Origin of the sequence: Pseudomonas putida, from assembly GCF_005080685.1 — a bacterium.
Lineage (GTDB): Bacteria > Pseudomonadota > Gammaproteobacteria > Pseudomonadales > Pseudomonadaceae > Aquipseudomonas > Aquipseudomonas putida_V.
This window is the reverse complement of record NZ_CP039372.1, coordinates 76,977-103,085: the sequence shown is the minus strand read 5'-3', so window position 1 is coordinate 103,085 and position 26,109 is coordinate 76,977. Positions and strand designations below refer to the sequence as shown.

Annotated in this window: 30 protein-coding genes, 1 pseudogene and 2 riboswitches; of the genes and pseudogenes, 13 read left to right on the top strand and 18 right to left on the bottom strand. The window is 54.1% G+C overall.

The window, feature by feature from the left end; all coding sequences use genetic code 11:
• Positions 1-9: 9 nt before the first annotated feature.
• Positions 10-534, top strand: coding sequence for a hypothetical protein (locus E6B08_RS30675; protein ID WP_009682512.1), 525 nt, complete (start codon positions 10-12; stop codon positions 532-534).
• The gene (locus tag E6B08_RS30670; protein WP_009682513.1) at positions 534-1,481 is read left to right on the top strand and encodes a tyrosine-type recombinase/integrase; all 948 of its coding nucleotides are present in this window, start codon (positions 534-536) and stop codon (positions 1,479-1,481) included. Before E6B08_RS30675 ends, E6B08_RS30670 begins: the two co-directional genes overlap by 1 nt.
• Here E6B08_RS30670 and E6B08_RS30665 read toward each other — a convergent pair.
• From E6B08_RS30665 to E6B08_RS30650, 4 genes are read right to left on the bottom strand one after another with little or no spacing between them, the layout of a single operon-like run.
• Positions 1,463-1,804, bottom strand: a complete 342-nt coding sequence (locus tag E6B08_RS30665) for a hypothetical protein (protein ID WP_136917518.1) — start codon at positions 1,802-1,804, stop codon at positions 1,463-1,465. The genes E6B08_RS30670 and E6B08_RS30665 overlap by 19 nt on opposite strands.
• Positions 1,801-2,037 (bottom strand): hypothetical protein, encoded by a 237-nt coding sequence (locus E6B08_RS30660; RefSeq protein WP_009682515.1) that lies wholly within the window; start codon positions 2,035-2,037, stop codon positions 1,801-1,803. Before E6B08_RS30660 ends, E6B08_RS30665 begins: the two co-directional genes overlap by 4 nt.
• A 30-nt stretch (positions 2,038-2,067) precedes the next feature.
• A complete protein-coding gene (locus tag E6B08_RS30655) occupies positions 2,068-2,481 on the bottom strand; it encodes a hypothetical protein (protein ID WP_009682516.1) in 414 nt (137 codons plus the stop codon).
• A 53-nt stretch (positions 2,482-2,534) separates the two neighbouring features.
• A complete protein-coding gene (locus E6B08_RS30650) occupies positions 2,535-4,142 on the bottom strand; it encodes a DNA sulfur modification protein DndB (RefSeq protein ID WP_023662973.1) in 1,608 nt (535 codons plus the stop codon).
• Positions 4,143-4,334: 192 nt separating this feature from the next.
• Here E6B08_RS30650 and E6B08_RS30645 point away from each other — a divergent pair, with 192 nt between their 5' ends.
• Positions 4,335-4,736, top strand: coding sequence for an AsnC family protein (locus E6B08_RS30645; RefSeq protein ID WP_009682518.1), 402 nt, complete (start codon positions 4,335-4,337; stop codon positions 4,734-4,736).
• Between the two features lie 80 nt (positions 4,737-4,816).
• On the opposite strand, the gene E6B08_RS30640 is transcribed toward E6B08_RS30645, so the two are convergent.
• On the bottom strand, positions 4,817-5,317 hold the full coding sequence (locus E6B08_RS30640; protein ID WP_009682519.1) for a hypothetical protein: 501 nt from the start codon (positions 5,315-5,317) through the stop codon (positions 4,817-4,819).
• Positions 5,318-5,473: 156 nt separating this feature from the next.
• Here E6B08_RS30640 and E6B08_RS30635 point away from each other — a divergent pair, with 156 nt between their 5' ends.
• The 7 genes from E6B08_RS30635 (at position 5,474) to E6B08_RS30605 (ending at position 12,352) form a co-directional block, all read left to right on the top strand.
• Positions 5,474-5,902, top strand: a complete 429-nt coding sequence (locus E6B08_RS30635) for a LexA family protein (protein ID WP_009682520.1) — start codon at positions 5,474-5,476, stop codon at positions 5,900-5,902.
• Entirely contained in the window at positions 5,892-6,035 is a 144-nt protein-coding gene (locus E6B08_RS30630) for a hypothetical protein (protein WP_080967030.1), read from the top strand. Before E6B08_RS30635 ends, E6B08_RS30630 begins: the two co-directional genes overlap by 11 nt.
• A gap of 98 nt (positions 6,036-6,133) precedes the next feature.
• Positions 6,134-7,291, top strand: a complete 1,158-nt coding sequence (locus tag E6B08_RS30625) for a tyrosine-type recombinase/integrase (RefSeq protein ID WP_087715965.1) — start codon at positions 6,134-6,136, stop codon at positions 7,289-7,291.
• Between the two features lie 211 nt (positions 7,292-7,502).
• Positions 7,503-8,483, top strand: a complete 981-nt coding sequence (locus E6B08_RS30620) for an IS5-like element ISPre1 family transposase (RefSeq protein WP_011077862.1) — start codon at positions 7,503-7,505, stop codon at positions 8,481-8,483.
• Positions 8,484-8,821: 338 nt separating this feature from the next.
• Positions 8,822-10,108: a hypothetical protein gene (locus E6B08_RS30615; protein WP_238349377.1), complete on the top strand. Its 1,287-nt coding sequence runs from the start codon at positions 8,822-8,824 to the stop codon at positions 10,106-10,108.
• A 23-nt stretch (positions 10,109-10,131) separates the two neighbouring features.
• Positions 10,132-11,949, top strand: coding sequence for a tyrosine-type recombinase/integrase (locus E6B08_RS30945; protein WP_228390342.1), 1,818 nt, complete (start codon positions 10,132-10,134; stop codon positions 11,947-11,949).
• The gene (locus E6B08_RS30605; protein ID WP_153330866.1) at positions 11,939-12,352 is read left to right on the top strand and encodes a TetR family transcriptional regulator; all 414 of its coding nucleotides are present in this window, start codon (positions 11,939-11,941) and stop codon (positions 12,350-12,352) included. The genes E6B08_RS30945 and E6B08_RS30605 overlap by 11 nt, the downstream gene beginning before the upstream one ends.
• A 47-nt stretch (positions 12,353-12,399) precedes the next feature.
• On the opposite strand, the gene nhaA is transcribed toward E6B08_RS30605, so the two are convergent.
• The 11 genes from nhaA to crcB form a co-directional block, all read right to left on the bottom strand.
• Entirely contained in the window at positions 12,400-13,596 is a 1,197-nt protein-coding gene (nhaA, locus tag E6B08_RS30600) for a Na+/H+ antiporter NhaA (protein ID WP_087715968.1), read from the bottom strand.
• A gap of 182 nt (positions 13,597-13,778) precedes the next feature.
• On the bottom strand, positions 13,779-14,204 hold the full coding sequence (locus E6B08_RS30595) for an EamA family transporter (RefSeq protein WP_047338300.1): 426 nt from the start codon (positions 14,202-14,204) through the stop codon (positions 13,779-13,781).
• A 105-nt stretch (positions 14,205-14,309) separates the two neighbouring features.
• Entirely contained in the window at positions 14,310-14,840 is a 531-nt protein-coding gene (gene ppa, locus E6B08_RS30590) for an inorganic diphosphatase (RefSeq protein ID WP_047338301.1), read from the bottom strand.
• A gap of 356 nt (positions 14,841-15,196) precedes the next feature.
• Positions 15,197-16,480 carry a phosphopyruvate hydratase gene (gene eno, locus E6B08_RS30585; RefSeq protein ID WP_087715969.1) on the bottom strand — a complete coding sequence of 428 codons (1,284 nt, stop codon included), beginning with the start codon at positions 16,478-16,480 and terminating at the stop codon, positions 15,197-15,199.
• 73 nt (positions 16,481-16,553) lie between these two features.
• A complete protein-coding gene (locus E6B08_RS30940; protein WP_047338310.1) occupies positions 16,554-16,895 on the bottom strand; it encodes a hypothetical protein in 342 nt (113 codons plus the stop codon).
• A gap of 94 nt (positions 16,896-16,989) precedes the next feature.
• Positions 16,990-17,256: a hypothetical protein gene (locus E6B08_RS30575; protein ID WP_047338309.1), complete on the bottom strand. Its 267-nt coding sequence runs from the start codon at positions 17,254-17,256 to the stop codon at positions 16,990-16,992.
• A 41-nt stretch (positions 17,257-17,297) separates the two neighbouring features.
• Complete coding sequence (locus E6B08_RS30570) at positions 17,298-17,621, bottom strand: DUF190 domain-containing protein (RefSeq protein ID WP_047338308.1); 324 nt, start codon at positions 17,619-17,621, stop codon at positions 17,298-17,300.
• An 80-nt stretch (positions 17,622-17,701) separates the two neighbouring features.
• Positions 17,702-18,067, bottom strand: a complete 366-nt coding sequence (locus E6B08_RS30565) for a hypothetical protein (protein ID WP_080967020.1) — start codon at positions 18,065-18,067, stop codon at positions 17,702-17,704.
• Complete coding sequence (locus E6B08_RS30560; protein ID WP_047338307.1) at positions 18,064-19,410, bottom strand: voltage-gated chloride channel family protein; 1,347 nt, start codon at positions 19,408-19,410, stop codon at positions 18,064-18,066. Before E6B08_RS30560 ends, E6B08_RS30565 begins: the two co-directional genes overlap by 4 nt.
• 79 nt (positions 19,411-19,489) lie before the next feature.
• Positions 19,490-19,562: riboswitch (Fluoride riboswitch) on the bottom strand.
• 96 nt (positions 19,563-19,658) lie between these two features.
• Entirely contained in the window at positions 19,659-19,982 is a 324-nt protein-coding gene (locus E6B08_RS30555) for a DUF190 domain-containing protein (protein ID WP_047338306.1), read from the bottom strand.
• 10 nt (positions 19,983-19,992) lie between these two features.
• Positions 19,993-20,376, bottom strand: coding sequence for a fluoride efflux transporter CrcB (gene crcB / locus E6B08_RS30550; protein WP_047338305.1), 384 nt, complete (start codon positions 20,374-20,376; stop codon positions 19,993-19,995).
• Between the two features lie 138 nt (positions 20,377-20,514).
• Positions 20,515-20,575, bottom strand: a riboswitch (Fluoride riboswitch).
• A gap of 63 nt (positions 20,576-20,638) precedes the next feature.
• Between crcB and E6B08_RS31280 the strand changes: the two are divergent.
• The 3 genes and pseudogenes from E6B08_RS31280 to E6B08_RS30540 form a co-directional block, all read left to right on the top strand.
• Positions 20,639-20,808 (top strand): annotated as a pseudogene (locus E6B08_RS31280) (sodium-independent anion transporter); the annotation flags it as partial.
• Positions 20,809-21,026: 218 nt separating this feature from the next.
• Positions 21,027-22,178, top strand: coding sequence for a Y-family DNA polymerase (locus E6B08_RS30545; RefSeq protein ID WP_238349376.1), 1,152 nt, complete (start codon positions 21,027-21,029; stop codon positions 22,176-22,178).
• A 96-nt stretch (positions 22,179-22,274) separates the two neighbouring features.
• Entirely contained in the window at positions 22,275-22,745 is a 471-nt protein-coding gene (locus tag E6B08_RS30540; RefSeq protein WP_009682522.1) for a hypothetical protein, read from the top strand.
• Positions 22,746-23,067: 322 nt separating this feature from the next.
• Here the strand turns inward: E6B08_RS30540 and E6B08_RS30535 are convergent, their stop codons facing one another.
• Both E6B08_RS30535 and E6B08_RS30530 read right to left on the bottom strand, forming a co-directional pair.
• Complete coding sequence (locus tag E6B08_RS30535) at positions 23,068-23,556, bottom strand: single-stranded DNA-binding protein (RefSeq protein WP_009682523.1); 489 nt, start codon at positions 23,554-23,556, stop codon at positions 23,068-23,070.
• Between the two features lie 113 nt (positions 23,557-23,669).
• On the bottom strand, positions 23,670-26,108 hold the full coding sequence (locus E6B08_RS30530; protein ID WP_009682524.1) for an ATP-binding protein: 2,439 nt from the start codon (positions 26,106-26,108) through the stop codon (positions 23,670-23,672).
• Position 26,109 lies beyond the last annotated feature (1 nt).

Genomic DNA, 26,109 nt, shown 5'->3' with positions numbered 1-26,109 from the left:
AGAGGTTTTGTGGACTGGTTTGACCCTCTGCGTGATTTTTTCGAACACACGCGCCGGAAATCCCCAAAAACGACCAAGCTCGAACAATCCGTTCAGTTAGTGACTGAACGGGAGAGTTCGCACCCGCTCCAATTTGGTTATCCGTCTCCGACCATTTACGCCGGCATTTATGCCGGCGCTACGCGCGTGGGTAGTATCGAATACGGTTTGAACCCGATCCTCGACCGCGTGTACGTTCACAAGATTGATGTGGACGATCAGCACCGCGCAAATGGCCATGGCCTGGCCACTTTAAAAGTGCTTCATGAACAGCACCGGGTTCCGATCGTGCCGGTTCATGTCTGGGGATCTGCACTAGGCTTTTGGTCGAAGGCAAAATCCGCCTTGGCAAAGTCTGGTGGCTCCATTGCCGCTGAAATCCGTGGTGAAGATGAGATGGATGCGGAAACTCAACGGTGGGAGCGATTACTGAACGCTAAGCCTGTCGATCCTGTAGATACCAGCACGCCTAATAGACGACGGCGGATGCGTTGATGAAAGACATTCAGATAACCAGGCAGCCTGGCAAACTCACTGAAGCGCAGTACCTGGCTCTATCTGAGGTGCCAGCTGCTACCGAGTGGTTGGCCAACATTGATAACCCGCAGACCCGCCGTGCCTACAGCATCGATATCGGCGATTTCACCGCTTTCGTGGGCATTGTCCATCCGGACCAGTTCAGAGAGGTTCAACGCGCCCATGTTCTAGCTTGGCGAGCTGACCTCGAGCGCAGAGTGTTGTCCGCCGCAACCATCCGGCGAAAGCTTGCTGCGTTGACCAGCCTGTTTGATCACCTGCTGGACAGCAACGCTGTGGCGGGAGGCAATCCCGTCCATGGCGTCAAGCGGCCTCCGAATGAAAGCAATGAAGGTAAAACGCCGGCGCTGGGCGACGACCAGGCCAAGGCACTACTTGATGCTCCAGATCTGGATAGCGTGAAGGGGCTTCGCGATCGAGCCCTGCTGGCGGTTCTCCTATACCACGGATTGCGTCGTGAGGAGGCAGCTATGTTGGATGTCGACGACCTGCAGGAACGCCGCGGCGTTCGTCATTTGAAGGTGCATGGCAAAGGTCGCAAGGTGCGCTACCTGCCACTCCATCCAGTGGCTGCAGAGCGGATCCACCAATACCTGGAAGCGGATGGCGAGCGGACCACGGGCCCATTGTTTCGCTCTGTTCGCGGACGGACCCCAGGGGCGCGTTTGCTGGCCAACGGTATTTATTCGATCATCGGGTTTTGGGCCAAAACGGCCGGCATTGCGGTGGCTGGCCTTGGTGTGCATGGGCTGCGGGCTACTGCCGCAACCAATGCTTTGGAGCACGAGGCTGATATCGCGAAGGTCCAGACCTGGCTGGGACATTCCAATATCAGCACGACGCGCCTTTACGATCGGCGTGGCCAGCGGCCGGAGGATTCGCCGACCTACAAGGTCAAATATTGACGCGGATTCTCCAGGGCATCATCAAACGCCGCGTTCGCACGTTCACGGAACAGATTGCGCCAGAAGATTGCCCATGGATTGAAAGCCAGAAACGGGCCGGTAACATAAATTGCGAACGTTTGAGAGATGTCCCCAGGCAAGCCGATTCGCTCAATCACCATTCCGAGTGCAACCGTAATGCAAACAGCCTTGATTGCACCGCAAACGACATTGACCAGCTGGTCCCGCCAAAGCATCCGGTCGCGTGGCGCAGCACGCATCGCAACTTTCCTGGCGGTATCGGCCGCGAGCCACATCCTCTCCATTTCTTCGAGCTCCTTCATACTGGCGACCAGTGCGTGGCACCGTTGTAGGCATCCCCCCCTTCAGCGATGAACACCTGACCGGCAGGGTCCACTGCGATAGCGCCTGGCTGCTCATGCTGAGGGTCGCGCAACTCATTTTTCCAACCGTATACGGTCCCCTGCCAGACCAGGACGATTCCTCCCTGATTGCATTGGTTGCTATCGCGCCAGTTCTGGGCTGTCTTCTGAAGGGTGCTGATTTCAAGTTCCATGAGTTCCTCCGCGAACAATCCATCCCGGGATTAGTGGAAATTTTTCCGATACAGCCAGTAGTACCCGCCACCCAGAATCGCTGCGAGCCCTACCCACTTCACCGCGCTCGAGGCCCACCAAGCAACCGGTGGCGTCTGCCCTGGAAACGCAAGGCCGACCGCTCCCCACTCTGTCATCCCAGGCCAAAGCCCTCCCCAGATCGACCCAACTGCCAGCGGTAGAACACCTACGGCAGTGATCATTCCAATACCATCAGGCTGGGTCTCGCACCAGAGACCTGTCCCGAGTATGCCGACCGCAATCAGCACCCCGAGCATCATCCAGGCGTGTGCGGCAAAGCTTACTTCCGGTAGCAACTGCAGCACACCGTGCGTGAAAGCCGCAGCGACTACAGCCACCAGCGCAGTACCAACCGGTATCAGCCTTTCAGTTCCTACAGACATATCGATCTCCTTGAAGTGTGATCGAGGCGCCTACGCGCCTCGCTGCGGTGTACTCACTTGATGATGCGCTGGTGCAATTCGGCCAGCGATTCCGGCATAGGAATGTTGGCAATCGAAAGCAGCTGAGCGGCAGTGGCTTTGGTCCCGTCGACCGTCTTCTGCATTTTGCCCAATACCACGCACCGATTCTCCCACATGCCGTCGCTCTTTGACGGTTGAAGCGCCTCGAGCGGTCTCAACACATGCCACTTGGCCTTGCCTGGATCAATGACCTTGGCGCTCTTCTCTTGAGGCGATAGATGCGTACCGTAAAACAGCGCTTCACGACCGAACGTCCCAAGCGCCTCCAGGAAGACCGCGTGTCCAATGACGAAATTCTCACGCACATCCGAGGCAGCGATCTTGCCGGAAACCATATTGCCCCACTGGGGGATGTACTTCTCACAACCTTCGAGGAACTCACGCACAAGATCGGCGCAGTCCATTAGCTCATCATCACTCAGGCCAGTGATAGTTTTCTCACTGAGCCCCGTAAGCAGTGTCACGAATTTTTTGAAGGCAATCAGGCTCCAGAGCTTGGACGAACGCATGCCCGGAGTACCGTTCTCGAAGTCGATCTTGCGCTTGATCGCAGGAAGCTGTGTGAGGAGATCCTGGAGCCAGGTGTTGTATGGATTGCGATGATCATACAGCGCATTGATCGCGCTGGACGGCTTCACCGCCTTGCTGTTGATGTCAGCAAAGATCTGTTGAGAGCGCTGCAGGCCTTGGTCAAAGTGAATCTGTACCGGCGCCGTTTCATGGCGCAGCGTCTCGTCGTTGCGCAGTGCCATTTCGATAGCCAGGCGCCGGTGCTGCCCATCATTGATCAGCATGGTGGCGCTCATGGGAATGTGTAGCGTGCCCAGCTGCTCGATGCCTTCAAGCGCTTCAAAAGCCATAGCCTTGTCGACGCTCGCCGTTAGCGCCGGCAGTACATAGGTGTCCCGGTTGTCGAGCATGTATTCACTGATAGATTCTGCCCGTTTCTTGTTCAACGCACGCTGAGCGCGCAATTCCGCAGGCACGGCTTCCTCTTCGTCGAAAACAAACAGGCGAGCCAGGATTGGGTATGGAATCTGGGCGAGAAAATACTCCTGCCCAGCCTGGATACCACGCACGGCTGGTACGGCAAAGCAGGGTTGGTTACGAATCTCATCGATAGCTTTTTGAGCCTCGAACCCTCTTGCCCGCAAGTGTGCATGCTCCTGATATCGGATCTGTTGCTCAAGATGTTCTGCCCGAACCTCTTCTTCGTACCACTCTTTGAGCTCCTCCAAAGTGATGCCTAAATGCTGCAGGTGATATCCAGCGTCGTCAGCCATTACGTTTCGCTTACCGGTGAGCTCGTCGGACAAGATTGCTCGCATCAGTCGCTTGCCATACTCACGGCGCTCATTCAGCTCATGTTGATTCAACAGGTCTTCCCGCAAATCCCCCTTCTTCACCAGGCTCTCTGAATGAACCGCCACAAAAAGGCCGTACTCGCCTTTGCGCTTGTTGGCTTTGTCCGCGGCATTACGAGCCGCTGTGCCATCCCTGTGAATCGAAACAACCTCCCCCGGTACAAACCGCTGTGTCTCAAGGGAGCACGCTTCTTTGGCGATCACTGCGTCGTACATTCCAGCCTCCGATTACCTGGTGAGAATGCACAAATGATAATATGCGTACGTACGTATGTACATACTTTTATGTGAAGGCAATGGCGCGGCGGCATAGCTAACACATATATGTATTAGGCTAAGTTTCTTCTACTGCGCTACCGTGCGCGTCTTCAAGCACTTCAACCGGTCACATCCAGCCTGGAAGCAGCGATGCCCAAATATTCCAAGATCGAACCCTACGACTGGCTTCTTGGCCAATGCTACGACCGCATTGTGGCCTACCTGGCGGGCACGACTACTAATGCGGTCCAGATCCGTCGGGCCAATAAAGGCATCCCACCATATGCGGACGACAAAACGATCAGCAAACCCTATGACCCGCTCTTGGGCACTATGTCGGACGTAGCCCTGGCAAAAATATTCTGCGTCACTGCGTACGAAATTGGCCGCCGGCGACGGCTATTGAAAGTGGATATTTACGAACCCCGCCAAGGGCAAAAGCTGGAAGATTTCGATCATCTTCTCCCGACCACAAGTAACGCGGAGATTGCACGCCGCGCAGGCTGCTCCAGACAAGCTGTCGCCCAGCGCCGCAAGAGACTGATCGTGTGAAGCCTGTCCTCCCTAGCGCGACGGTTGCCCATTTATAGCCTAAAACATATATGTTTTAGGCTAACTAACGCATCTATTTATTAGGCTCCTGAATTTCCTTGGAGCTCTTTGACCGCGGCCTCGACGCGGTCGACGTACTCTTCCTTGTGGCGCTCACGGATCACCGTCATCTCGTATATGAGCAAACTCACCTGCGGAGACAGCTGCGCTTCAATACTGGCCATGTCTTCCTGGACCACGCCAGATTTTTGCGCTGCGGTACGGCCAGGCGTACCAAAGAAAGTTAGCGCCTTTCGGAAATCTACCCCACGGCCGATTAGCCGTTCACACACGTGCTCAGCAACTGTAGGGGTGATGTCCAAGCCAGCATCACGAGCAATCACCAGCTCGGAAAACACTAATCCTCGCTTGCACCGCTTGTGCGCTGCAGCAACCCGTGCGCCGCATCGACCAGCCATAGACCTGGGATCCCCTACCCCAAGCGTCAGCATGTTCATAAACGCATCAAGAAGCTCGGCATACGCGGCCTCTATCTCCTCTTCATAGATCTGTAACAGCCTTTCTTTTTCGAGCACTTGCATAGTTTTGCCCTAACTAAAGCATATATCTGTTAGGGTACTATAGGCGGAAATCTCAGGGACTGTCAGCTCCTGGAAACGCCTTTTGTCTAACCGACGCTAGTCGCGCAGCGATTGCTGGATTACTGTATATGCAAACAGTAATTGCTGGTGTCTTTTATGAATGCCCTCACGCCGTATCCACTGGCGCCGTCGACGCAGCTGCTCCAAGTCTTGGCTGGTACTGCAGCGGGCGGTTTCCCAAGCCCCGCGGCTGACTACTACGAAGCCCCTCTGTCCCTGGATGAGCGCATGAATATTCGTGCTCCTCACGTCTGGATCGTCCAGGTTGAAGGTGACAGCATGCGCGACGCCGGCATCTTCGATGGTAGCCTCCTGGTAGTCGACCGATCAATTTCTCCGACTGCCGGCCATATCGTACTAGCTTACGTCGACAATCAACCTCTAGTGAAGCGGCTGGCCAGGTCAGCTGCAGGGTGGGTATTGGAGTCGGCAAATCCAGCGTACAAGAGCATCGCTCCCAGCGAATATGGCACCATTGAAGTGTTCGGCGTCGTGACATGGGACCTGACGCCCCATGCACACTAATCATCAGCCTATCTTCGGCCTGGTGGACGTCAACTCGTTCTACTGCAGCTGTGAACGCATTTTCAGACCAGAGCTGCGACAGCGCCCAGTCGTCGTATTGTCCAACTCGGATCTGAGGGGTAGAAATCGTTAGTAAATCCTGTAGAGTCCGCGCCACCTTCTGAACCCCTTTGGAACAATAGTTTCCAGACTTCATAAGGCAATCCATTGGTGGTGGTTTAGGGCAGCGGCATGAGGCTGGTATTCGCAACAAAAGACCTAGCATTGGCAGGTCGATCCTTTGAAGGCTTTCCTTTGCTGATCGGGTCAGAGGGATGGCCAGTCGAGCCAGCCCAGTCCTTCCTTTGGCACACGCTCATCGAGTCAGGTGAGGCCCTAAGCGATTTGACTTGGGAAGCCTATGGGCGGCGTCTGTACGATTATTTCGCCTTCCTGGAGGCCAATGGTTTGGCCTGGAACGAGGAAAGCCCGGCCCATGGTCTGAGCATCCTGTCGAGGTACAGGGATTGGTCTAGCGGAGAATTAGCGCTTGATCCCAAAACGGTGAACAGTCGCTTGGCCCTGATTGTGAAGTTCTACCGATGGGCCAAGCAGCGCAACCTGATAACCGTGCTGCCCTTCGGGGAGAAAAGGGTCAGGGTGGCTCCACATTCCGGTCTTCTCAGTCATGTTGCTCAACCCGGAGCCGAGAGCACGAAGGCTTCGGTGATGGTGCGTGACCGAAAGCGCCTGACCAAATTCTTGACCAAGGATCAAGTCAAGGTATGCGTTGCCTTGGATACTGATCCAAGCCACCAGATATTATTTCACCTCATGGTGCGTACAGGGCTTCGCTCCTGTGAGGCCAGGTCTTTTCCTCTCAAATATGTGTTCAACCCTAGGTTAAAAAATGGACTGCGCCCAAGGCAAATGGTCAGCGTTGCTCTTGATCCTTCAGACATGCATATCAAGTACGACAAGCCCAGGACTATCGATGTGCCATGGTCGCTGATGGAGAGCATGTGGTCTTATTCCCTTCACCAGCGAGAGGTTCGTAAGTCCAATGGTGATGGAGGTGTAACTGCGCTACTCCTAACTAATGAAGGCAGGCATTATTCAAAGGATTCCGTAGTGGACGTTATGAAGTCCTATGAGCGAAAGTGCGGCTTCTATGTTCGGGCTCATATGCTACGCCACACTTACGGGACTTATACCTTGCTTGCCCTTAGAAAAAGCAAAGAATTTGAAGGTGAGCCGCTGTTGTATGTCAGAGACAGGTTGGGGCATTCAGATGTTCAAACAACGATGATCTACTTGCACCTCATCAACCAGCTGGAGGCTCAATCCGTTCTTGCGCATGAGGACGAAATTGACATGATGTTCACGGCTGACTCCACTAAGCGCACCTGAGGTAGTTACGTTGGCCCGGCAAAAGAACTATAAGGCGGCCCTGCAATCCGTCACGAAAGGATTCGAGGCTGTCGAAGATAGCATCAAAATTGATTTGCCGAGAAACCCGAGAAATCATAGGCAGCTCGACCACTCTCAATACCTAGGGAAACTCTGAAGAAGACTTCCAGATTTTGGCAAAATACCCGGATTCCACCCGCTGAGTTTCCCCATGAAGCAGATGACCTTCGCTGACGCCGAGTACGCCGGTAAGCGCAAACAAACCCGCAAAGAGTTGTTCCTGATCGAGATGGATCGGGTGGTGCCGTGGAAGGGTTTGATTGCCTTGATCGAGCCGCATTATCCCAAGGGTGAAGGCGGTCGTCCGGCCTATCCGCTGATGGCGATGCTGCGCGTGCACCTGATGCAAAACTGGTTCGGTTACAGCGATCCAGCGATGGAAGAGGCGCTGTACGAGACCACCATCCTGCGCCAGTTCGCGGGGCTGAGCTTGGAGCGTATCCCCGATGAAACCACCATCCTCAACTTCCGTCGTTTGCTGGAGAAGCACGAACTAGCCGCCGGCATCTTGGCTGTCATCAATGGCTATCTGGGCGACCGAGGGCTGTCGCTGCGCCAAGGCACGATCGTCGATGCCACGCTGATCAATGCGCCGAGTTCGACCAAGAACAAGGACGGTAAGCGCGACCCGGAAATGCATCAGACCAAGAAGGGTAACCAGTACTACTTCGGCATGAAGGCGCACATCGGTGTCGATGATGAGTCGGGCTTGGTGCACAGCGTGGTGGGCACGGCGGCCAACGTGGCCGATGTCACCCAGGTCGATAAGCTGCTGCACGGCGATGAGAACATGGTCGGTGCCGACGCGGGTTACACCGGCGTCGAGAAACGCCCTGAACATGAAGGCCGGGAGGTCATCTGGCAGATCGCCGCCCGCCGTAGTACTTACAAGAAGCTTGATAAGCGCAGTGCTTTGTACAAAGCCGCGCGCAAGATTGAGAAGGCCAAGGCTCAGGTACGAGCCAAGGTCGAGCATCCGTTCCGGGTGATCAAGCGCCAGTTCGGTTATGTGAAGGTGCGCTTCCGTGGTCTGGCGAAGAACACGGCGCAACTGGTGACGCTGTTCGCGCTGTCGAACCTGTGGATGGCGCGCCGACATTTACTGGCGAATGCAGGAGAGGTGCGCCTGTAATGTGGGAAATGGCTGCCGCGAGGTGCTCGCGGCGGCTAAAAACACAGAAATAAGCGGGTGATCTGAGCGTTTTTGATCGATTTGCCGCTTTTAAAATCGGCAGGGGCTGAAGTCAGCCAGAAATACACAACTACTTCAGACCATCCCTAGGTTCGGGCTTCGACGCCTGGGCAATTCAAAGCATTTACGTTATCAGGGCGTTGCTGCAAGGAGGAAACTTCTCCGTAGCCACTTTGATTGGTTACTCTGTGAACGGGTTGAGGTTCTTTCTGAGTTTCTTAGGTGGAGGCTCGGTCGAGTCGCCACCCACAACGCCGAACGGCCTGACCAAACGTCATTTGGAACGTTATATCTCTTGGCTAAAGCTAAAGTACCCCAATGGCTCGACGGCTAAGAACTACTACACCAGCTTTAAGTCATTGGTCATTGTTCTAGCTGATTATGGATTTGTAGAAACCGATACTGACGATCTCTTGCCGCCAAATCCATTCCCCAACAATGCGCGGAATACGAAAGACGCAGATCCGCTCACCATGGGGGAAATGCAAAGGCTACTCGGGGCATTAAAGTCCGACCTTGTTGCTATCCATAAGGGCACGTTCCTTGGCAATGGAGCAGAGGCCATGGCAGTGATGCTACTAATCACGGCGGCAAGATCAGGTATTAATACCACGCCACTTTTAGAAATGACGAGAGATGCCCTAAAGCCTCACCCGTTTGTGCCAAATCTCAGATTGATAACTACTATCAAGCGGCGGGGCAAAGGTGCGCAGAGTAAAACAATACGTCAAACTAATCTGCTAGACGATTACAGCGCCATTCCGCTCGATGGGGTTGCAGTCTTGAATAAGGCCCTTGAAATCAGCAAGCCACTTGTGGCGCTGGCATCCGAGGAGATTTGTTCATATGTATGGTTGTATCGCTCAGGGCAACGGGGTGGGGCGAACAATATTGTTACCCTTACGCCCGGCGCTTTATACGTGACTACCAAAAATATTTGTGAGCGTCATGCACTTCAAGACGATCTAGGTAATCGACTGCATGTCACGCTTAGTCGGCTGCGGAAGACTATGGAAAGCCGTTTGTGGAAGCTGAGCGGTGGAGACATTTTAGAAGTGTCCTCTGTCATGGGCCATACGCCAGGCGTTGCGGATAATCACTACTTAAAAATTAATGATGAAATTAAGACCGAAGGCGCAACTTTTGTCGGGGAGGCTTTTCCAGACAAGCTACGGGGCATCCACGTCACACCTACCCCGCCAGGCGGCTGCAAAGATAGCCTTTATGGTAGTCGGGCGCCCAAGGATGGCGTAAATCACTGTTCGGAGTTTATTCACTGCCTCGGTTGTCCCAGCTATGCGATTGTAGGCACACAGGAGGACTTATACCGGCTGTTCAGTTACCAACAGTTCCTTTACGCCGAAGTCGAATATTTTCTCACTGATGAGTGGGAGGCATGGCGTAGGCGGCAGTTTGACTATATTAAACTTATCAATGAGTTCACTTCACGAAAATTTGATGCCGCTTTGGTTAAGCGAGCAAAGGCAAAGGCTGAATCATCTCCGCACTTGTTCTGGGCTAAAAAGATCGAGTTCATGAAGAAAAGAAGGGGCGGCGGGATTTGAACATAAGAAGCACGAATGCGTTGTTGAAGGCATATGATGTCCTCATTGCGCAACCGGTGACAGCCAATGGTCTGAGTCCCGCAGAACGAAATGCTATTGTGATCAGTGCCATCGTTAATGACCGTGGGGAAACTCTGGTGCTTAGCAGGTTTGGCGATGCGCAGTGGGATCTTCGTCCGTTTTTTGATCAGGCCAATGTTGCCCATTCCTATAAATTTATCAATTGGGATATGAGCATGCCTCGGGCGCTCATTGATGACTGCAAAGCTGTTGCTTACGCATGGTTTAAGCGAGGTCTACCTAGCTCCAAGCCTCCTATCGCACGGGGTATCACTACTTTCGCTGTTGCAAGTGTGATGCCCTTTATTCGTTGGTTGAACAATCTGGGAGTTTCAAGGTTTGCGGATGTTCGTCCGATCCATATCAGTAATTATGTTTATCATTGCAAGAATGAATTAAAGTTAAGGCCGCTCCCGCTCTATGGACGGTTACGGGTTATTGATTTCCTTTGGGTATTTGCTGCTGATACGATTTTTCCCCTTCAGAGTGATCCTTGGGGTAACTCTAAATTATGGCGAATTTGCGGAGTTAGCAAAGTAAAAGGATCGGCTTCTGCTAATAAAAACGTTGGGCGGACGGATATTATTCCTTCTGGTGAACAATCTAAAATTTTCAACTATTGCGAAAGTATCGTTCGGGAGATGAAAGCTGAGTTAGCGGTCAGTGGTATAGGATATCATCCTAGTGATGAGCGAATGTCGATTCGATGCAGAGATGCTGTGCTGTATATAGTTTCAATCACTAGCGGCATGCGTAATGACGAGGCCATTGGGATTGAGGTTGGCGCTTGGCGTAGAGAGATCAAAAATGGAGTTAAATTTTGCTGGGTATCCACAATAGAACATAAGACGGGCAAGGGGCGCGTAGAGTATCTCGTCCCAGAATTGACTCTAGATGCACTGGAGCTTTTGGCCAAATACTCGGTTCCTATCAGGAAAGAACTGGAACTAGAGATTAGAAATCTTGCAAGAACTATCGATCCCAGTAATCCCACCGAGCACCTTCTGAGGCTGGAAAAGGCTCGCAGGGACTCGAAGAAACTATTTTTGGGGCGACACGCCCAGGGCGGTAAACTTCAGGATAAACATGTTGAGGCGCTTAGCGGGCAAGCATCCAATGCTGCGTTTGACCGTATAGCTAAAGCCGCTGGAAGTGATTGGCCATTGAGGACGCACCAATGCAGGCGAACCTATGCAAGGTGTTTTGTTGAGTCCCGTATGGGTCGCACTTCGTTAATCTACCTAAAGTGGCAGTTCAAACATAGTAGCATGAGCATGACTCAACTCTATGCATCCAATCCGCAGCAAGACCTGACGCTTTTTGATGAGATCTTTCAGCAGATGACAGAATTTAAAATCGATCTGATCGAATCATGGCTCGGTGACCAGCCCTTGGCTGGGGGCGCAGGCGAAAAGATTGTGGAATTGCGGGCGATCCCAATCAAGGATAGAGCAGCTCTACTTGCCCAGACCGCTCCACATGCCAACATTCGTGCGACTGGACACGGATGGTGCATTGCCACGGAGCGGGGCTGCGGAGGTGCTGGTCTATATGAGGCCACACGGTGCCCAGGGTGCAAAAATTCAGTCATCGATGAATTCTTCGCTGGCACCTGGCAGGACATTTATATCCAGCAGCAAGAGTTGATTAAGATCGAAGACGCGGGCCCTGCCGTTACGCAGCGAGCAGCGCGCGATTTGCAAGTCGCACTCGACGTCATCACCAGTTTGGGGCTCTCTCCCATAAACGATGAGACGGACGAGGCTGTAAATGGTGAATAAGTCTACTCAGGATCAGACACCAGCCCGTTCAAGGTCGAAGACCCTCGCCGCGCTAGATAAGGTCATTGATGGCCTCGTCGCAGGCAACGAAAAGCTCTCCATTGCTTCGGTTGCCCGAGCAGCAGGTGTTACGCCGGGTCTCATTCATAATACCTACCCAGCGGTGGCGGAAAAAATTCGCACTCTCATGGGCAAGTCGGTGCGCGCCCAGCGAGACTCGAAGCACCAAGCACTGATGAGTGAGAAGGAGAAAAACAGGGCGCTTCGTGCGGAAAACGACCAGCTTTTGGCGGAGCTTGCCCGAATCGCTTCTGTAAACCAGCGCCTCCTTTTCGAAATGGCTGAGTTAAAAGCGGTCTCCAGCGGAAAGGTTGTGGCTCTGACTCAGAAGCCCAGCAGATAAACGGCCTTTCTGCCTGTTCAGAAATACCGTGGTCAATCCAATCGAGGCTATTTGGCTATTGCGGCACCTGCGAGAACACTGCTACGGCTAAGAACTATGATGCCGCCAAACGCAGCCAGGATCGAACCGATCAAGACCCCAACTTTGACTTCATCAATCAAGTGAGCTGATCCGGCAAACGCCAGGTTGCCAATGAATAGGCTCATGGTGAAGCCAATGCCACACAACAGCGCCACGCCGTAAAGCTGAGTCCAGGTGCTTCCTTCTGGTAACTTGGCCAAGCCCAGACGAATGGCTAAGGCCGCCAATAGGAAAATGCCTATCTGTTTGCCCACCAACAAGCCGAGCGCAACACCCAGCGGAACTGGATCGACCAGGTTTTCCATGGAAATACCTGCCAGTGAAACCCCAGCATTTGCGAAGCCAAAAATCGGCACCACAGCGAACGCTACCCACATGTGCAGCTTTTCTTCTAGGAACAGCAGTGGAGACCGGGCTTCCTCTTCAGGCTTGCCCATTGGGACGCACAGCGCTACAGCGACACCAGCAAGGGTGGCATGCACCCCAGATTGCAGCACGAAGAACCACAGCACACCACCGACAAGCAAATATGGGAGCAATCGTCTGACGCCCAATCGATTCATTGCGATCAGAATGACCAGAGTTGCGAGCGATGCCAGCAACATCGGCATGGAAAGACCAGTGGTGTAGAAAAAAGCGATGATGACCACAGCCCCCAGGTCGTCAATGATCGCCAAGGCAGCGAGAAAAACCTTCAGCGAAGTCGGGACTCGCTTACCCAGCAGCGACAAGACGCCCAGGGCGAATGCGATGTCGGTAGCGGCTGGGATGGCCCAGCCCTTCAAGGTCTCAGTATTACCCCAGTTTATTGCGATGTAGATCAGCGCAGGCACAACCATGCCGCCTATAGCACCAAATCCCGGCAAGGCACGCTGGCCCCAGGTGGAAAGCCCACCTGCCAGCACTTCTCGTTTGATCTCCAGGCCGACCATTAGAAAGAAGATGGCCATCAGGCCATCGTTGACCCAATGCTCGACAGACATGCCCAACCAGACACTGTGCAAGGCTGCGAAGTAACCTTGGGATAGAGGCGAATTAGCGACAATCAGCGCAGCCAAAGCTGCCCCCATCAACACAAGACCTCCAGCGGATTCCGATGACAGGAAGCGAGCCAAGATTGCAGCCGCTCTAGGGGTTTCTGCGGAAGTTCTATTGTGGGTCATCAGTTTCCTTGCGCTTTGATCTAAAGCGATTATTTTAACATCCGAGGTTTATCAATATGGCTGAGCAAATAGCCTGTAACAGTTATTGTCCTAGGCTAAGATAAGACTCAACCTATCCCCTAGGGCTCTGGAACGCGTGGTACAGAGTTATGCTCCGAGCAGAACATTGACTTGCAGGCTAGTCAGGGCTTTTTAGCTATGACCAACAAACCTGCCACGATCAAGCCCGCACCGGCGATCATGCGCAACGTGATGATCTCTCGAAGCACCAGGCCGGCGAGCAGCATGGCAACGACCACGCTACCTTTATCGATCAGTGCCACCGTGGCGACATCCCCGACTTTCAGTGCCTTGTAGTAGAAGATCCATGACAAGGCAGTGGTGACGCCAGACAGTCCTAGCCAATACAGATTTCGGCTTGTGATGTTGGCCACTTCCTGTGTCGGAACAGCCCAGGCGGCGAATACGAGTACAAAGGCACACACGAACAGGGTTCGAACTGTTAGACCAAGCTCAGCTGAAATGCCTGCGAGTCCCATCTTGGCGATCACAGAAGTAAACCCGGCAAAAAACATTGAGATGAAGGCATAAGCCACCCATTTTTCCATGCGCGTGTTTCCATCGATATTTAATGTTCCGGGCGACTGAGAGGCCAATTACAAATCACGCGCCCCTCAGTTCGACTCCCGGCTGAATTCCAACTGGCGGAAGAGCTATTTGGGGATATATGCAGCTACCGATTTGCGAATCTCTTCCCGCGCCTCATCTGAGCTCCCCCAGCGGCCCATCTTCACCCACTTGCCTGGCTCCAATGTTTTATAGTTTTCGAAGAAGTGCTGGATCTGCGCGAGGAGTAACGCAGGGAGGTCTGAGCACTCCTTGACGTCGCTGTACATAGAGCTGAGTTTTTCATGAGGCACTGCGATCACCTTGGCATCCGCTCCGGCTTCGTCAGTCATGTACATCACACCAACCGGGCGACTGCGGATTACAACACCAGGTGAGACGGGATATGGGCAAATCACCAGAACGTCGAGAGGATCGCCATCGTCGCTCAGCGTGTTCGGGATAAACCCGTAGTTGGCCGGATAGAACATCGGTGTGCTGAGGAAGCGGTCAACAAAAATTTGTCCGCTCGGCTTGTCCACCTCGTACTTAATCGGCGAGTGGTTTGCAGGAATCTCGATAACGGTGAAGAAGTCATCGGGGATTGCGTTACCAGCTGGAATGTCCGCGTAGCTCATGCTCATATCTCCAAGCGTCTATGAAAGGCTAAGGCCGCTGACTTTTTTGCCAACGGATACACGTGATTCGATTTTTACGCTGACCAAACCAACAGATTTCCCGGCTGCAGGACGAATGACTTCCTGATCGCATCCAAGTCAGTCCATGGTCGCGGAGATTTCGAGCTGTCCTCATCACAGTCAAAGTGGTGTGCGAACGGTTGATCACTCAATGTCTCGGGCTGCTGCGCCGCGCACTTTCTACAAATGACAATGCCGCCCTGGATTCTCCATCTCCGGTTCCAGTCGACTAGCTTCTCTGACGGAGTCATTACGTCTCTCTCGTTTCAATCTGGTTGGACTCAAGCCGGTGGATATCACCGCACAAACGCATCATGTCCTGCATAAATGGCACGGCTTCCAAGATGCTCTTCTATGCGCAAAAACTGGTTATATTTTTCGACGCGTTCGCCTCGGCATGGAGCTCCAGTTTTGAGATGGCCAGTCCCCATGGCAACGGTCAGATCAGCGATGAAGCTATCTACAGTCTCGCCGCTACGATGAGAAACCATTGCGCCCCAGTTAGCACCGTAGGCCATTTCGATGGCGGCTTTGGTCTCAGTCAGGGTTCCGATTTGATTGGGTTTGATCAGTACGGCATTTGCGACATTCTCTGTGATGCCTCGCTGAACCCGTTCGACGTTGGTGACAAACAGGTCATCTCCAACCAACTCGATCCGGTCACCCAGCGCAGTATTCAATAGCTTCCAGCCCGACCAATCGTCTTCCGCGAGGCCATCTTCCAGTACCGCAATCGGGTACTTGTCGACCCAGGAGGAATAGAGGCTAATCAGCTCTTGGGCATCGACCTTACGACCTTCCGATCGCAGATGGTAAAGACCGTTTTCATAGAAACCGCTGGATGCTGGATCGATAGCGATCTCGATCTGAGATCCAGGGGCGTAACCGGCCCTTTCAATTGCCTTGATGATCAGCTCAATGGCATCTGAGTTTTTCTTGAGCGTCGGAGCAAAGCCGCCTTCATCTCCGACCGCAGTTGAATAGCCGGCGTCCTTAAGCACCGCTTTCAGCTCGTGGTACACCTCAGCGCCCCATCGCAAGGCTTCCTTGAAACTGCCAGCTCCTGTAGGTGCAATCATGAATTCCTGAAAGTCAGGGCCTTGCCAGTTGGCGTGAACACCGCCATTGAGAATATTGAACATTGGGACGGCCATTCTTGCTGCTTGCTCGCCGCCCAGATATTGGAACAAGGGCAAGTTCAGCGCAGAAGCCGCCGCTCTGGCAACGGCGAGGCTCACGCCCAAGATCGCGTTTCCTCCAAGCCTGGATTTATCAGAGGTTCCATCCAGCTTAATCATCAGATGATCAACCTGTTCCTGGTCAGCCGCATCCAGGCCTCTCAAAGACTCAAGTATTTCGGTATTTACATTGCTAACGGCCTTCAATACTCCTTTGCCGGAATACCGCTGTATATCTTGGTCACGCAACTCAACTGCTTCGTGAACGCCTGTAGAGGCACCGGACGGTACTGAAGCCCGGCCCATGGCGCCGCACTCCAAGGTGACGTCGACTTCAACGGTAGGGTTGCCGCGTGAATCGAGAATTTCACGTGCATAAATGGCCTGAATTTGCGTTTTCATAGATCTTCTCCAAGTAACGATTCGGGAACGTCATTAACCATGTGAAACCGTTGAGAGGCCTCTATGTCGGACGTCAGCTCTCCATGAGTATCCTGAACAGCTGCACTGCCGACACCGCAATTGCGGGAACCAAGAAGCCTCCAATAATTAGTTCAGGAATCTCTCCCACCAAGGGTATGAACTGCCCTCCCTTTGCCATCTGGAAAAACTCCATCATTTGGTTTGAAGCAACCATTACAGAGCAGCAATACGCCGTTTGGGCTTGTAGCCTGGCGCGCCTTTGATTTAGCAGATAAAAGGTCAGCAAGGACACTCCAACGCTTACGATGAAAAGCGCGGCGAACTCATAGACAGATCCTGTGAAAAACCTGCCCATCACAAGCCCGAATACGATGCTCAGCGTCACTGCGCTCATGTGGTCTCCCAATTCTCTAAAATGATTTTGATGAGCCGACGTCGGTGAGCTCCATTTCGCGATCTCATCTTTGGATTGCCAACCGCCATCGCGCTCAATGTTGCTGTGCTCTCAGCTCGTAGCCCGGTACGCAGGTCTGGGCTACGTCGGCCTTGCAGGACTTCTCACTGGGCATACGCATCGTGACCAATGCGCCTTCGAGCGAGGTGACGATGTACCACCCCTCGCTCGAGACCTTTTGACTGCCTGCGATGCCGGCCAGAAAAAGTGACCAGAAAACCAGTCCTACGAGAAGCGTCTTGTTGTCACGAGCCCAGTTAGCAGGGGCTGGCTGTGGACGTAGGTTATAAACTCGGTACATGGCGTTATCCTTTTTATTGGTTGTCCAACAAGGTGCGTTTTTTAGTTTTTCGCCTGGCCCACTCGACCGTATTCGATGGGCAATTTGATATAGCTCAGTGAAAACGACTCCTTGGCCAATGCCTCCAGCAACCTGTCGCACCCAATTTCATCAGTGGATATAGTCACCGTGACGGGATGATCGGCACCGCTGAGGGAATGCGCCGTATGCAAATGCCCCAAATGATCTAGCCCCTCCGTACCGCTCACCAACGTCGCACCCAACGCGCCCTCTCGCTTGGCGAACTCGACCAACCACTCTCCCAGTGGAAGGTGCTGGTAGTTGGTACTCTGTTCGGTGAAAAACGTCAGCTGAAAGCCGTTCATAGCTACATCCTCTAATGTGGCGAGTGACCGACGCTTCGGTCGGCCTTACTTCTTCATTTCCGAGCTGTTTTCAAACTGAATTACGACGCGTTAGTGAGCGGTAACTCACATAAGAGAAGAACTGCTCGCACCTTGCGTAACTCGTCAGCGTGGTCGCGCAGGAATGCGCGCAGCTTGTCCTCTGTATCTAGCAATTCCAGACACTGGGGATGACGCATATCGCCAAGCTCCGGGTGATGATGGGAGATGCGATGGCCTGGCAAATAACCTGCAGAAATCGTCTTGAGCATGACCTGCTCAATTTTTGCTTTTTGAGCAACTTTAAGGAGGTGCTGGGCTAGTGCAGGTGCGCTTAGGTGGTGCCAGAAGCTGGTCACGCGAGCCCGGCTAGCGCCAGGAAAATAGAGTTGCAAAGCTGTCAGGCGATCTTGGTGATGTTCAATCATTTCTCTTCCCCCACAAGAGTCACTTTCCGCTCGCTGGCGGATTCACTTTGAGCATGAAATTGCTTGATATCAGAGAGCCGGATTTCCTCCGGAAGAGGACGGTGATGCTTGCTGTGGCCGACGCGCTGGGCGTGATAGATCCCGGTGTGTCCGGATACGAGGTAACTTGCGATACAGGCAATGGCTGCAAGCGGAGCAATTTCGGGCCCGAAGAGCTCCATGGCCATAACGATGGTTGCCAGTGGCGTATTAGCTGCACCGGCAAAGACGGCGACAAAGCCGATACCAGCCAGCATGCCGAAGGGAAGGTGCAAGAGGGGAGCCAGCGCATTCCCCAAGGTGGCACCGATGTAAAACAGCGGTGTCACTTCACCGCCTTTGAATCCAGTGCCCAAGGAGACAACGGTGAACACCATCTTTCCAAGCCAATCCCAAGGGGCCATTGGCATTTGAAAGGATTGGACGATGCTCGGAATGCCTAGCCCGATGTACTTATCAACGTCGATGTAATGGTTACTACCGAGCGCCCACACTGCGACTGCGATCAGCAGGCCGCCGGCAAAGGGTCTTAATGGTGAATAGGTGATAAGCCGCTTAACGAAGGCTCCGAGCTTGTGGGTCGCTGTCGCGAATAGCAGGCCGGTAAGGCCAAAGACAATCCCAGCTACCACCACAGCCATGACACTCCACAGCTGCACCGGAACCACTTCGCCAATGACGTAATGCGTGTGAACCACGCCCCAGGCTTGCCCCACCTGGTCAGCAACGATTGCCGCAACCACGCAAGGGAAAAGCGCGTCGTAACGCATACGTCCAATGGCCAATACTTCAAGTCCGAATAAAGCCCCGGCAAGAGGGGTGCCGAAGACGGACGCAAAGCCAGCACTAATACCGGCCATGAGAATCACCCGACGGTCTTCGCGGCGCAGACGGAAGACATGCGTCAGTTGATCGGCAAGGGCACCGCCCATTTGCACCGCCGTCCCCTCACGTCCCACAGATGCACCAAAAAGGTGGGAAACCACGGTTCCGATCAGCACCATCGGTACCATGCGCAAAGGCACGATCTTCTTAGGATCATGGATCTCATCGATGATCAGGTTGTTTCCGGCATCAACGGGTTTGCCTATCAAGTGATATGCAAGTCCCACAGCAAAGCCGGCCACTGGCAGGAGCCAGATCACCCAGGGATGGGTTTCTCGCCACTGGGTGGCATGATCCAAAGAAAGGAGGAATAACGCAGAAGCAGAGCCTGCCAAAAGAGCTACAAGACCAGCAAGCGCAAGCCATTTCGCTATATAGGGCAGTAAGTCGAGTTGTTCAGGTCGTCGAAATTTAGACATTTGGCCAGCCACAAAAAAGTAAGTGGGCCTGACCAAAAAGGGAATCTGAGCGCGAACGCCTACAGACCTGATTGATCAGGTTTCTGTAGGCATCATCAGCTGCTACGGGCGCAGCGGTTGGTTAATGGAGGAATGCCATCTCCAATCCGTCGATCTTAGCTAGCTCCGCTCAAAATGTAAAATCATGTTACGGAAACAACAAGCACAGGAAGATCTCCTGAAGCCTAGCTTGGTAAAAGGATGCCGGACTAGGTGGTTTTTTTGCCGACGAAGCCCATTTCAATTGGAGTCTTTATGTAAAACACCGAGATTTCCTCAAGCTCCAATCGTACGAACAACCGTTCAGATTCGTCCTCGGTGATAGCCATGCGAATCTCGGTAGGCTGATCCGCCAGTTCAAAAAAATGGGAGGAGTGCAGCCGACCGGTATGCCCAAAACCCTCGATACCCGTAGATAGGGTCGCACCACGTAGTCCCATTTCTTTCGCCAAATCAACGATCCAGTCGCCGAGCATCTTGCCCTGATAACGACGGTTCTGTTGGGTAAAGAAAATCACCAGGAAACCTTTCATTTTCATCTCCTCAGCGCGTACCGATAATTTGATAGGACAGAAGCCCGGCAGCCGTCATCGTCAGCGAGCCCACGACGTGTAATGAAATTGAGCCGAACGCCCAGAGCAATCTGCCTTCCTGGATCAGGGCAACTGTTTCTGCCGAAAACGTAGAAAAGGTGGTGAGCCCTCCACAGAAACCCGTGATGATCAGCAGGCGCCACTCAGGGCTCAGAGTCGGGGATGCGGCCAAAAACGCGATTGCTAAGCCGATGATGTAGCCCCCGATCATGTTTGCAATCACAGTGCCTGGGGGAATCGTGGGGAACAATGCGTTTAGCTTCATACCCAATAGCCAGCGCAACCAGGCACCGAGTGACGCGCCAACGGCGATAACCAAAAGTGATTTCAGCATGGTGGGCTCACCTCGTCAGACCTAGGCCAAATAGGTAACAGGTAAGCACAAAAAAAGAGAGGCGACTGGGGTCGTAGGATCATAATCCTGTCCTAGCTCAGGGACAGGGAGCGGATACACCTACGCACCCTGTCCAGGGTTCACGTAGGCATCATCAGCACTAGGCGGTTAAAGGAGGAATGCCATCTCCTGAAATCATCGTATATCAGCCCCCTCAGAAGTATCAAGGCATACCAAACTTGAATTCAAGGAATACATCGGGGATATCGCGGCGGTGGCGGCTCTCGACAAGGTGGTGCTCAGACTCCGTCGTGTATGTGCGCGGTCGACATCATTGGCATGAACCAAGCGACCTCCATGCTGGTGGATCGGTTCGGCGTCCATGACAAACCTGACGTCATCGATACTCTGATGCGTGATATCGAGGCCTGACTTCGACGAATAACTCTCGATGTGCGCCTCCAGGACGGACGCCACGAGCGTCAAACTATCTATGCCGAATTGCCTTCGTCTGTGTGAATCAAAAGGCTTATTTGATCCCGCTGAATCGCCAAAACCATAAAAAATGTTAGTGGTGTATTTTCAATATAAATCAATATGTTATCTTCCGCTAACTGTTAGTGTCATTCAGATACTCGGACGGCTGCATCGTGGCACGTACCCCTGAAGCGAAAGCGCTCGGTCTGAAAATGGGAGATCCCTATTTCAAGGTGCGCTCGTTTCTGGAGCGGCATGGCGTCGCCGTGTTCAGCAGTAATTACACCCTCTACGGGGAATTGAGTCATCGATGCGGTGTCGCCATCGCGTCGTTGGTGCCGGACTGGGAGCGATACTCCATCGATGAGCTGTTTGTTCGACTGGACGGGCTACCTGAGCCGATCGCTGATGTTGGCAGGGCCATTCAAACCCGCGTGCTGCAGTGGACAGCGCTGCCGGTCGGCATTGGCATCGGTCACACGAAGACCCTAGCCAAGGCTGCGCAGCACGCCTCAAAGGTTTGGCGGGAAAGAACTGGCGGCGTCGTCGACCTGCGCAAGCCGGAAGCCGTTGAATGGCTGCTCAGACGCATGCCGGTCGATGAGGTATGGGGCATTGGCAGACGCATGCGGGAAAACCTCGCAAGCGACGGTATCAGCACAGCTTGGGAGCTCTCCCGGGCGGACGCCAGGGCCATGGGACGCAAATACAGCGTAGTGCTTGAACGTACGATACGTGAGCTGCAGGGCGAGTCCTGCATGGACCTGGAGCAATCCGTAGCGCCCAAGCAATCGATCTGCTCAAGCAAAATGTTCGGTCAGCGCGTCCATACGCTCAAAGGCCTACAGGAGGCCTTGGCGACATACATACACCGTGCCGCCGAGAAGCTGCGCATGCAGCGCTCGCTGTGCGGGGCCATGCGGATAGGCATCCAGACTTCGTTTCACGGGGACGGGGCGAAGTATGCGAACGCGGCAACGTGCATACCGCCCTACCCTACCGACGATGTACGCCAGTTGACCAAATGCGCCCTGCAGGCGGTCGAGCAGATCTACCGGCCAGGTTTCGCGTACAGCAAGGCCGAAGTCTTGCTGATGGATCTGCGCAAGCGAGGGGAGTTCACGCAGGACCTTTTCAGCCCGAGCCAGCCTGAGCGCTCCGACGCACTCATGGCTGCCATGGATCGGATCAATCGTCGGTGGGGGCATGACTGCTTGCGCACTGCTGCCGTTCCGCTGACGCCGGACTGGGGTATGCGCCGGGCTCTGCTAAGCCCCAGTTATATGACCAGCTGGGACCAACTTTGGAAGGTCGGATGCCGGTGACAAAAAAAGCATCCTCAAGGCATGCGGGGGAGATAAAACAAAGCCCGCACAGACAGGCTTGAAGGTAATATGCCACCACAATGACTCGGGGGCCGCGTGACAGGAATTCTTAAACTCAAGCCGAACCAGCTGATCGAGCACCCGAATGGGGGCCATGTGTTCGGCGTGATTCCGGAGATTGTCCGTCTGGGCGCTGCTGAAGCTTCCGTCTACCTGAAGGCCGGCCTGCACCGGATGAGGCCCGGACAGCCCGCCGCTGGCTACGGTGTCAAGCACATCTGGGAAGGCAAGAAAAAGGAGCTGCGCAGTCGAGGCTGCACCAAGGCTGACGATGTGCCGCTGTTCGTGGCGAATCTCATTGTCCTGGGCGCAGAGCTTTACCATGATTCCGCGCATCCTCGAGCGGCGATGAATCGCATCACGATCCTGCGCACGCAGGATGGGACATTGCTGCTGGAGCCGCTGATGGATCGCAACCTGGGGTTTCACTATTCAGTGGTCACCTGGACGCCGCGCACCAAGCCCATGGGCATTCAGGTTGGCACCATTGCCAAAAACCGGGCATGAAAAAAGCGGCCCGAGGGCCGCTTTCTTCTTGGTTCGAGAGGCTATAGTCGCAGCGATTCTTTAGCTTTGAGGCTCGTTTCCGTGTCTCTTGGGTCAGAATCCAATCGAGTCAAGCAGCCATACGAAGGTGGCCTATCGATTGTCCCTACGTCAGTGAGTACCAGTTTCACTGCTGCCGAAAGTCCGGGGGCCAATACTGGACAGCCAAGCCCGGAAATGCGCGTTTGCAGTCCTCAAGACAAACTCTACCAACCCCTGAGCGATTATTCAACGGATAGTTGAATAGGGGCCAGGTTAAATGCGAAACGGCAGACCCTAAAGGCTAGAACGGCAAATCGTCATCAAAGTTATCAAAGTCAGGCTCCGGTTGGGGTGCTGGTTGGTCGGGAGCCCGGCGCGGCGGCTGACGTGGTGTTTGCTGGTGGCCAGCCTGGTAATGCTGATCGCCGCCCTGCTGTTGGCCTTGCGGACGGCCACCGAGCAGCTGCATGGTGCCGTTGATGTCGACAATGATCTCGGTGGTGTAGCGTTTGATGCCGTCCTTTTCCCACTCCCGGGTCTGCAGTTTGCCTTCTATATAAACCTGCGAACCCTTGCGCAGATATTCTCCGGCGATTTCGGCTACCTTACCGAACAGCGACACACGGTGCCACTCGGTACGCTCGACCTTTTGGCCCGACTGCTTGTCATTCCACTGCTCGCTGGTAGCCAAGCTAAGGTTGGTGACGGCGTTGCCATTAGGCAGGTAGCGGACTTCGGGATCCTGGCCACAGGTGCCGACCAGAATGACTTTGTTTACTCCTCGAGCCATGATGTCTCTCCTCTTCTCGACACGACCTCGTGCCAATTACTGTTGGTAGAGCCGGTGGTAGACGGGGTGACTTGTCGCGCTGGATAGCACCGGCCAGCAAGCCACCTGGCGCGCTAGGCCTCGGACTCTTGGTGCCGCCATTTCAAATAAGTCTCGACGCGACTGAATCCAGCAGCTGCGGCATTACGCTCAAGCAACCAGAAATTCTCACCTTCATAGACGAACTCGCGGCAATCCTCGTCGACGCGCCATAGCTCGTCCGCGATCGGCTTTTCCTTCGCCATTTCGCGTTCGAATTCTGCTTCCATAGCGGCTTCAAGCTCCGGATCGATAGGTTCGTCTGGGTCGAAGTCTTCGTGGTAATACTCACCTGGGTGATCTTGCTGTTCCCATTCCTTGTTTGCCCAAGCGCGTTTGATGTCGTCATCAGAGTACCCTCCATACACCATGGAACTGACCAGATAAGCCAGGACGCCCTGGGGGAATTCTGCCGCTTCGAGCTCGAGGAGTTTTTGCACATCGGCGGCGGCGTCGTCTTCAACGCTGTTGATGTAGCGCTCCAACTCGGCGTCTTCCGCTTTTCGTTTTTCATGCGCATCACGCGCACGCTCAGTAACAGCCTGTTGATCGATGCGCGCCTGCTCCCGAACCGCCTCCCAGTTCGGCGGCTCGGGGCATGCACCTGTCTGAACCAATGAAGCGTTGATGATATTCAGCAACGCCATGCTTTGCTCTGGAACGGCTTCGGTGACAATAGGATCTGCCGACACGTCCTCAATGACCGGGGAAAGTCCGCGCTTCATACGGCCGCTGCCTACTCGGTCGACGAGATATCGCTCGCTCCATGCCCTGCCCCGGCTTTTCTGCCCTTCCCGCTCCAAGCTCATGGTGTATTTCATGAGCCATTTGTGCATGAACCGCTGACGCTCGGGGGCCATTCGGATCGAGATATCGTGGTAACGCTGATAGAAGGCCTCATCATGGCCACATGCGATGCTGTCGCCCTGGTGAGCAACTTCGTGTTCGACCAGGCCGAAGATGTAAGCAACTGTCTCTAGTGGCTTGCTATTGAGCCGTTTGACAATATCGCTACCGATAGCCAAGTAGGTTCGCCCATCTGTCCAAGCCTCAGCAGTGTTCGATTCACCCAGCAGGATTTGCATCCGCTTTTCGCCGTGGCGAAGGGTTCCATCCCTGTATCGTTCTGCCCCAATACATGCGCCGGCATAGTGCTGGAGGCACCACCGCAGCGCTGTCCACGCTCTGCGCGTCTCCTTGTCCAGCGTTTGGCGGTCGTCAACGATCTGCGTTCTTTCGATGAAGGCATTTCGGAACGTGGAATATGCGGCCAGAGATGGCGCATCGAGCGCTTTTCCACGCCAGAACCATGGAGCACGTTCGCCGCGTTCTTCGAAGGCCTGTGCTGCCTCACTGACGTTGCAAAGGGCGCGATCAAGCGCTTCCTCGAAATCGATGTGATTGTGGCAGCCGAACCGTTCCAAGGTCTTAGGGTGGACAATTTGAATCAGACCTTCACGAGCAATAGCCTCGCCCTTGGGAATATCGTCCCCATGCTCGATCAGGGTGTATGTTCCCTTGTGCCAGTTGAATGCCTTGAGTCGGAACTCCATCAGCGTGATGTGCCGCTTGCCAGGGAGCAGCGTGATCACCTCCTCCTTTGCAAACACTTCACAGATATTCTCGTCACCGCTGAGCAACGATCGCGCCGATTTTTCCCGACGGGCTTCGGTCTTACGGTGATCCCCTAGCTTTGCCGATACAGCCTCGGCCAGGCGCCTGAACTCTTTGGCGATCGGTTTCCATACGGGGCAGGTTTTGCGCAGGATTTCTGTGCGGGAAACGTTAAGGTTGATAGCCTTTTTCGAGACGATCAGGCCTCCAGCTCCCCAGACATGAGAAGAATCATGTCGAATCAGCACACCTTGGTTGTAGATCGAGACGGGGCCTTCTTCTTTGGCCCGGTAGTAAGCAAAGTCGTCCTCGAAATCCCATTTTTCACTTGCCGGATTGCGCGTAATGACACGCCCGTTCAGCTCAACGCTAATGGGCGTGTAACGAACCAAATCGCGTATCTCCTGCACCGCAGACATCAGCTCAAGGTCATTGAGGGCTTCGTACCAGGTGCCGGTGATACTGCACCCGTTAGACGGTTCCTGGAGATCCTCAAGCTCGTAGCTGTACCCCATGACCCGAGTATCAACCTGCATCGACCAGCGATTGGATACCCACTCAGTCCTGGCATGCGCCATGATTTGGCCGCGCCCCAGACGGAACCGCCCGTAAGTCGCATCGCCTTCTTGATGCGGCGTGCCGAATCGGCCGAAGTAGCGCACAACATCCTCACGGCTCGCAAAACCGGTACCGTCGTCGACGCAATCGAATCCAGCCTTGGTCATGGTGAGCCTCACCGTGGTGGCCTTTGCGTCAACCGAGTTCATGATCAACTCGATCACTGCCTTGCCGATGGAACCGGCCTGGCTGTAGATGATGTGATGAATGATCTGCGGGTCAAGCTCAAAAGGTAGAAGCACG

What these genes read in the sequence shown, in the direction of transcription:
- E6B08_RS30670 (WP_009682513.1), top strand. Translation starts at nt 534, where the DNA reads ATGAAAGACATTCAGATAACCAGGCAGCCTGGCAAACTCACTGAAGCG.
- E6B08_RS30665 (WP_136917518.1), bottom strand. Translation starts at nt 1,804, where the DNA reads ATGAAGGAGCTCGAAGAAATGGAGAGGATGTGGCTCGCGGCCGATACC.
- E6B08_RS30660 (WP_009682515.1), bottom strand. Translation starts at nt 2,037, where the DNA reads ATGGAACTTGAAATCAGCACCCTTCAGAAGACAGCCCAGAACTGGCGC.
- E6B08_RS30655 (WP_009682516.1), bottom strand. Translation starts at nt 2,481, where the DNA reads ATGTCTGTAGGAACTGAAAGGCTGATACCGGTTGGTACTGCGCTGGTG.
- E6B08_RS30650 (WP_023662973.1), bottom strand. Translation starts at nt 4,142, where the DNA reads ATGTACGACGCAGTGATCGCCAAAGAAGCGTGCTCCCTTGAGACACAG.
- E6B08_RS30645 (WP_009682518.1), top strand. Translation starts at nt 4,335, where the DNA reads ATGCCCAAATATTCCAAGATCGAACCCTACGACTGGCTTCTTGGCCAA.
- E6B08_RS30640 (WP_009682519.1), bottom strand. Translation starts at nt 5,317, where the DNA reads ATGCAAGTGCTCGAAAAAGAAAGGCTGTTACAGATCTATGAAGAGGAG.
- E6B08_RS30635 (WP_009682520.1), top strand. Translation starts at nt 5,474, where the DNA reads ATGAATGCCCTCACGCCGTATCCACTGGCGCCGTCGACGCAGCTGCTC.
- E6B08_RS30630 (WP_080967030.1), top strand. Translation starts at nt 5,892, where the DNA reads ATGCACACTAATCATCAGCCTATCTTCGGCCTGGTGGACGTCAACTCG.
- E6B08_RS30625 (WP_087715965.1), top strand. Translation starts at nt 6,134, where the DNA reads ATGAGGCTGGTATTCGCAACAAAAGACCTAGCATTGGCAGGTCGATCC.
- E6B08_RS30620 (WP_011077862.1), top strand. Translation starts at nt 7,503, where the DNA reads ATGAAGCAGATGACCTTCGCTGACGCCGAGTACGCCGGTAAGCGCAAA.
- E6B08_RS30605 (WP_153330866.1), top strand. Translation starts at nt 11,939, where the DNA reads ATGGTGAATAAGTCTACTCAGGATCAGACACCAGCCCGTTCAAGGTCG.
- nhaA (WP_087715968.1), bottom strand. Translation starts at nt 13,596, where the DNA reads ATGACCCACAATAGAACTTCCGCAGAAACCCCTAGAGCGGCTGCAATC.
- E6B08_RS30595 (WP_047338300.1), bottom strand. Translation starts at nt 14,204, where the DNA reads ATGGAAAAATGGGTGGCTTATGCCTTCATCTCAATGTTTTTTGCCGGG.
- ppa (WP_047338301.1), bottom strand. Translation starts at nt 14,840, where the DNA reads ATGAGCTACGCGGACATTCCAGCTGGTAACGCAATCCCCGATGACTTC.
- eno (WP_087715969.1), bottom strand. Translation starts at nt 16,480, where the DNA reads ATGAAAACGCAAATTCAGGCCATTTATGCACGTGAAATTCTCGATTCA.
- E6B08_RS30940 (WP_047338310.1), bottom strand. Translation starts at nt 16,895, where the DNA reads ATGAGCGCAGTGACGCTGAGCATCGTATTCGGGCTTGTGATGGGCAGG.
- E6B08_RS30575 (WP_047338309.1), bottom strand. Translation starts at nt 17,256, where the DNA reads ATGTACCGAGTTTATAACCTACGTCCACAGCCAGCCCCTGCTAACTGG.
- E6B08_RS30570 (WP_047338308.1), bottom strand. Translation starts at nt 17,621, where the DNA reads ATGAACGGCTTTCAGCTGACGTTTTTCACCGAACAGAGTACCAACTAC.
- E6B08_RS30565 (WP_080967020.1), bottom strand. Translation starts at nt 18,067, where the DNA reads ATGATTGAACATCACCAAGATCGCCTGACAGCTTTGCAACTCTATTTT.
- E6B08_RS30560 (WP_047338307.1), bottom strand. Translation starts at nt 19,410, where the DNA reads ATGTCTAAATTTCGACGACCTGAACAACTCGACTTACTGCCCTATATA.
- E6B08_RS30555 (WP_047338306.1), bottom strand. Translation starts at nt 19,982, where the DNA reads ATGAAAGGTTTCCTGGTGATTTTCTTTACCCAACAGAACCGTCGTTAT.
- crcB (WP_047338305.1), bottom strand. Translation starts at nt 20,376, where the DNA reads ATGCTGAAATCACTTTTGGTTATCGCCGTTGGCGCGTCACTCGGTGCC.
- E6B08_RS30535 (WP_009682523.1), bottom strand. Translation starts at nt 23,556, where the DNA reads ATGGCTCGAGGAGTAAACAAAGTCATTCTGGTCGGCACCTGTGGCCAG.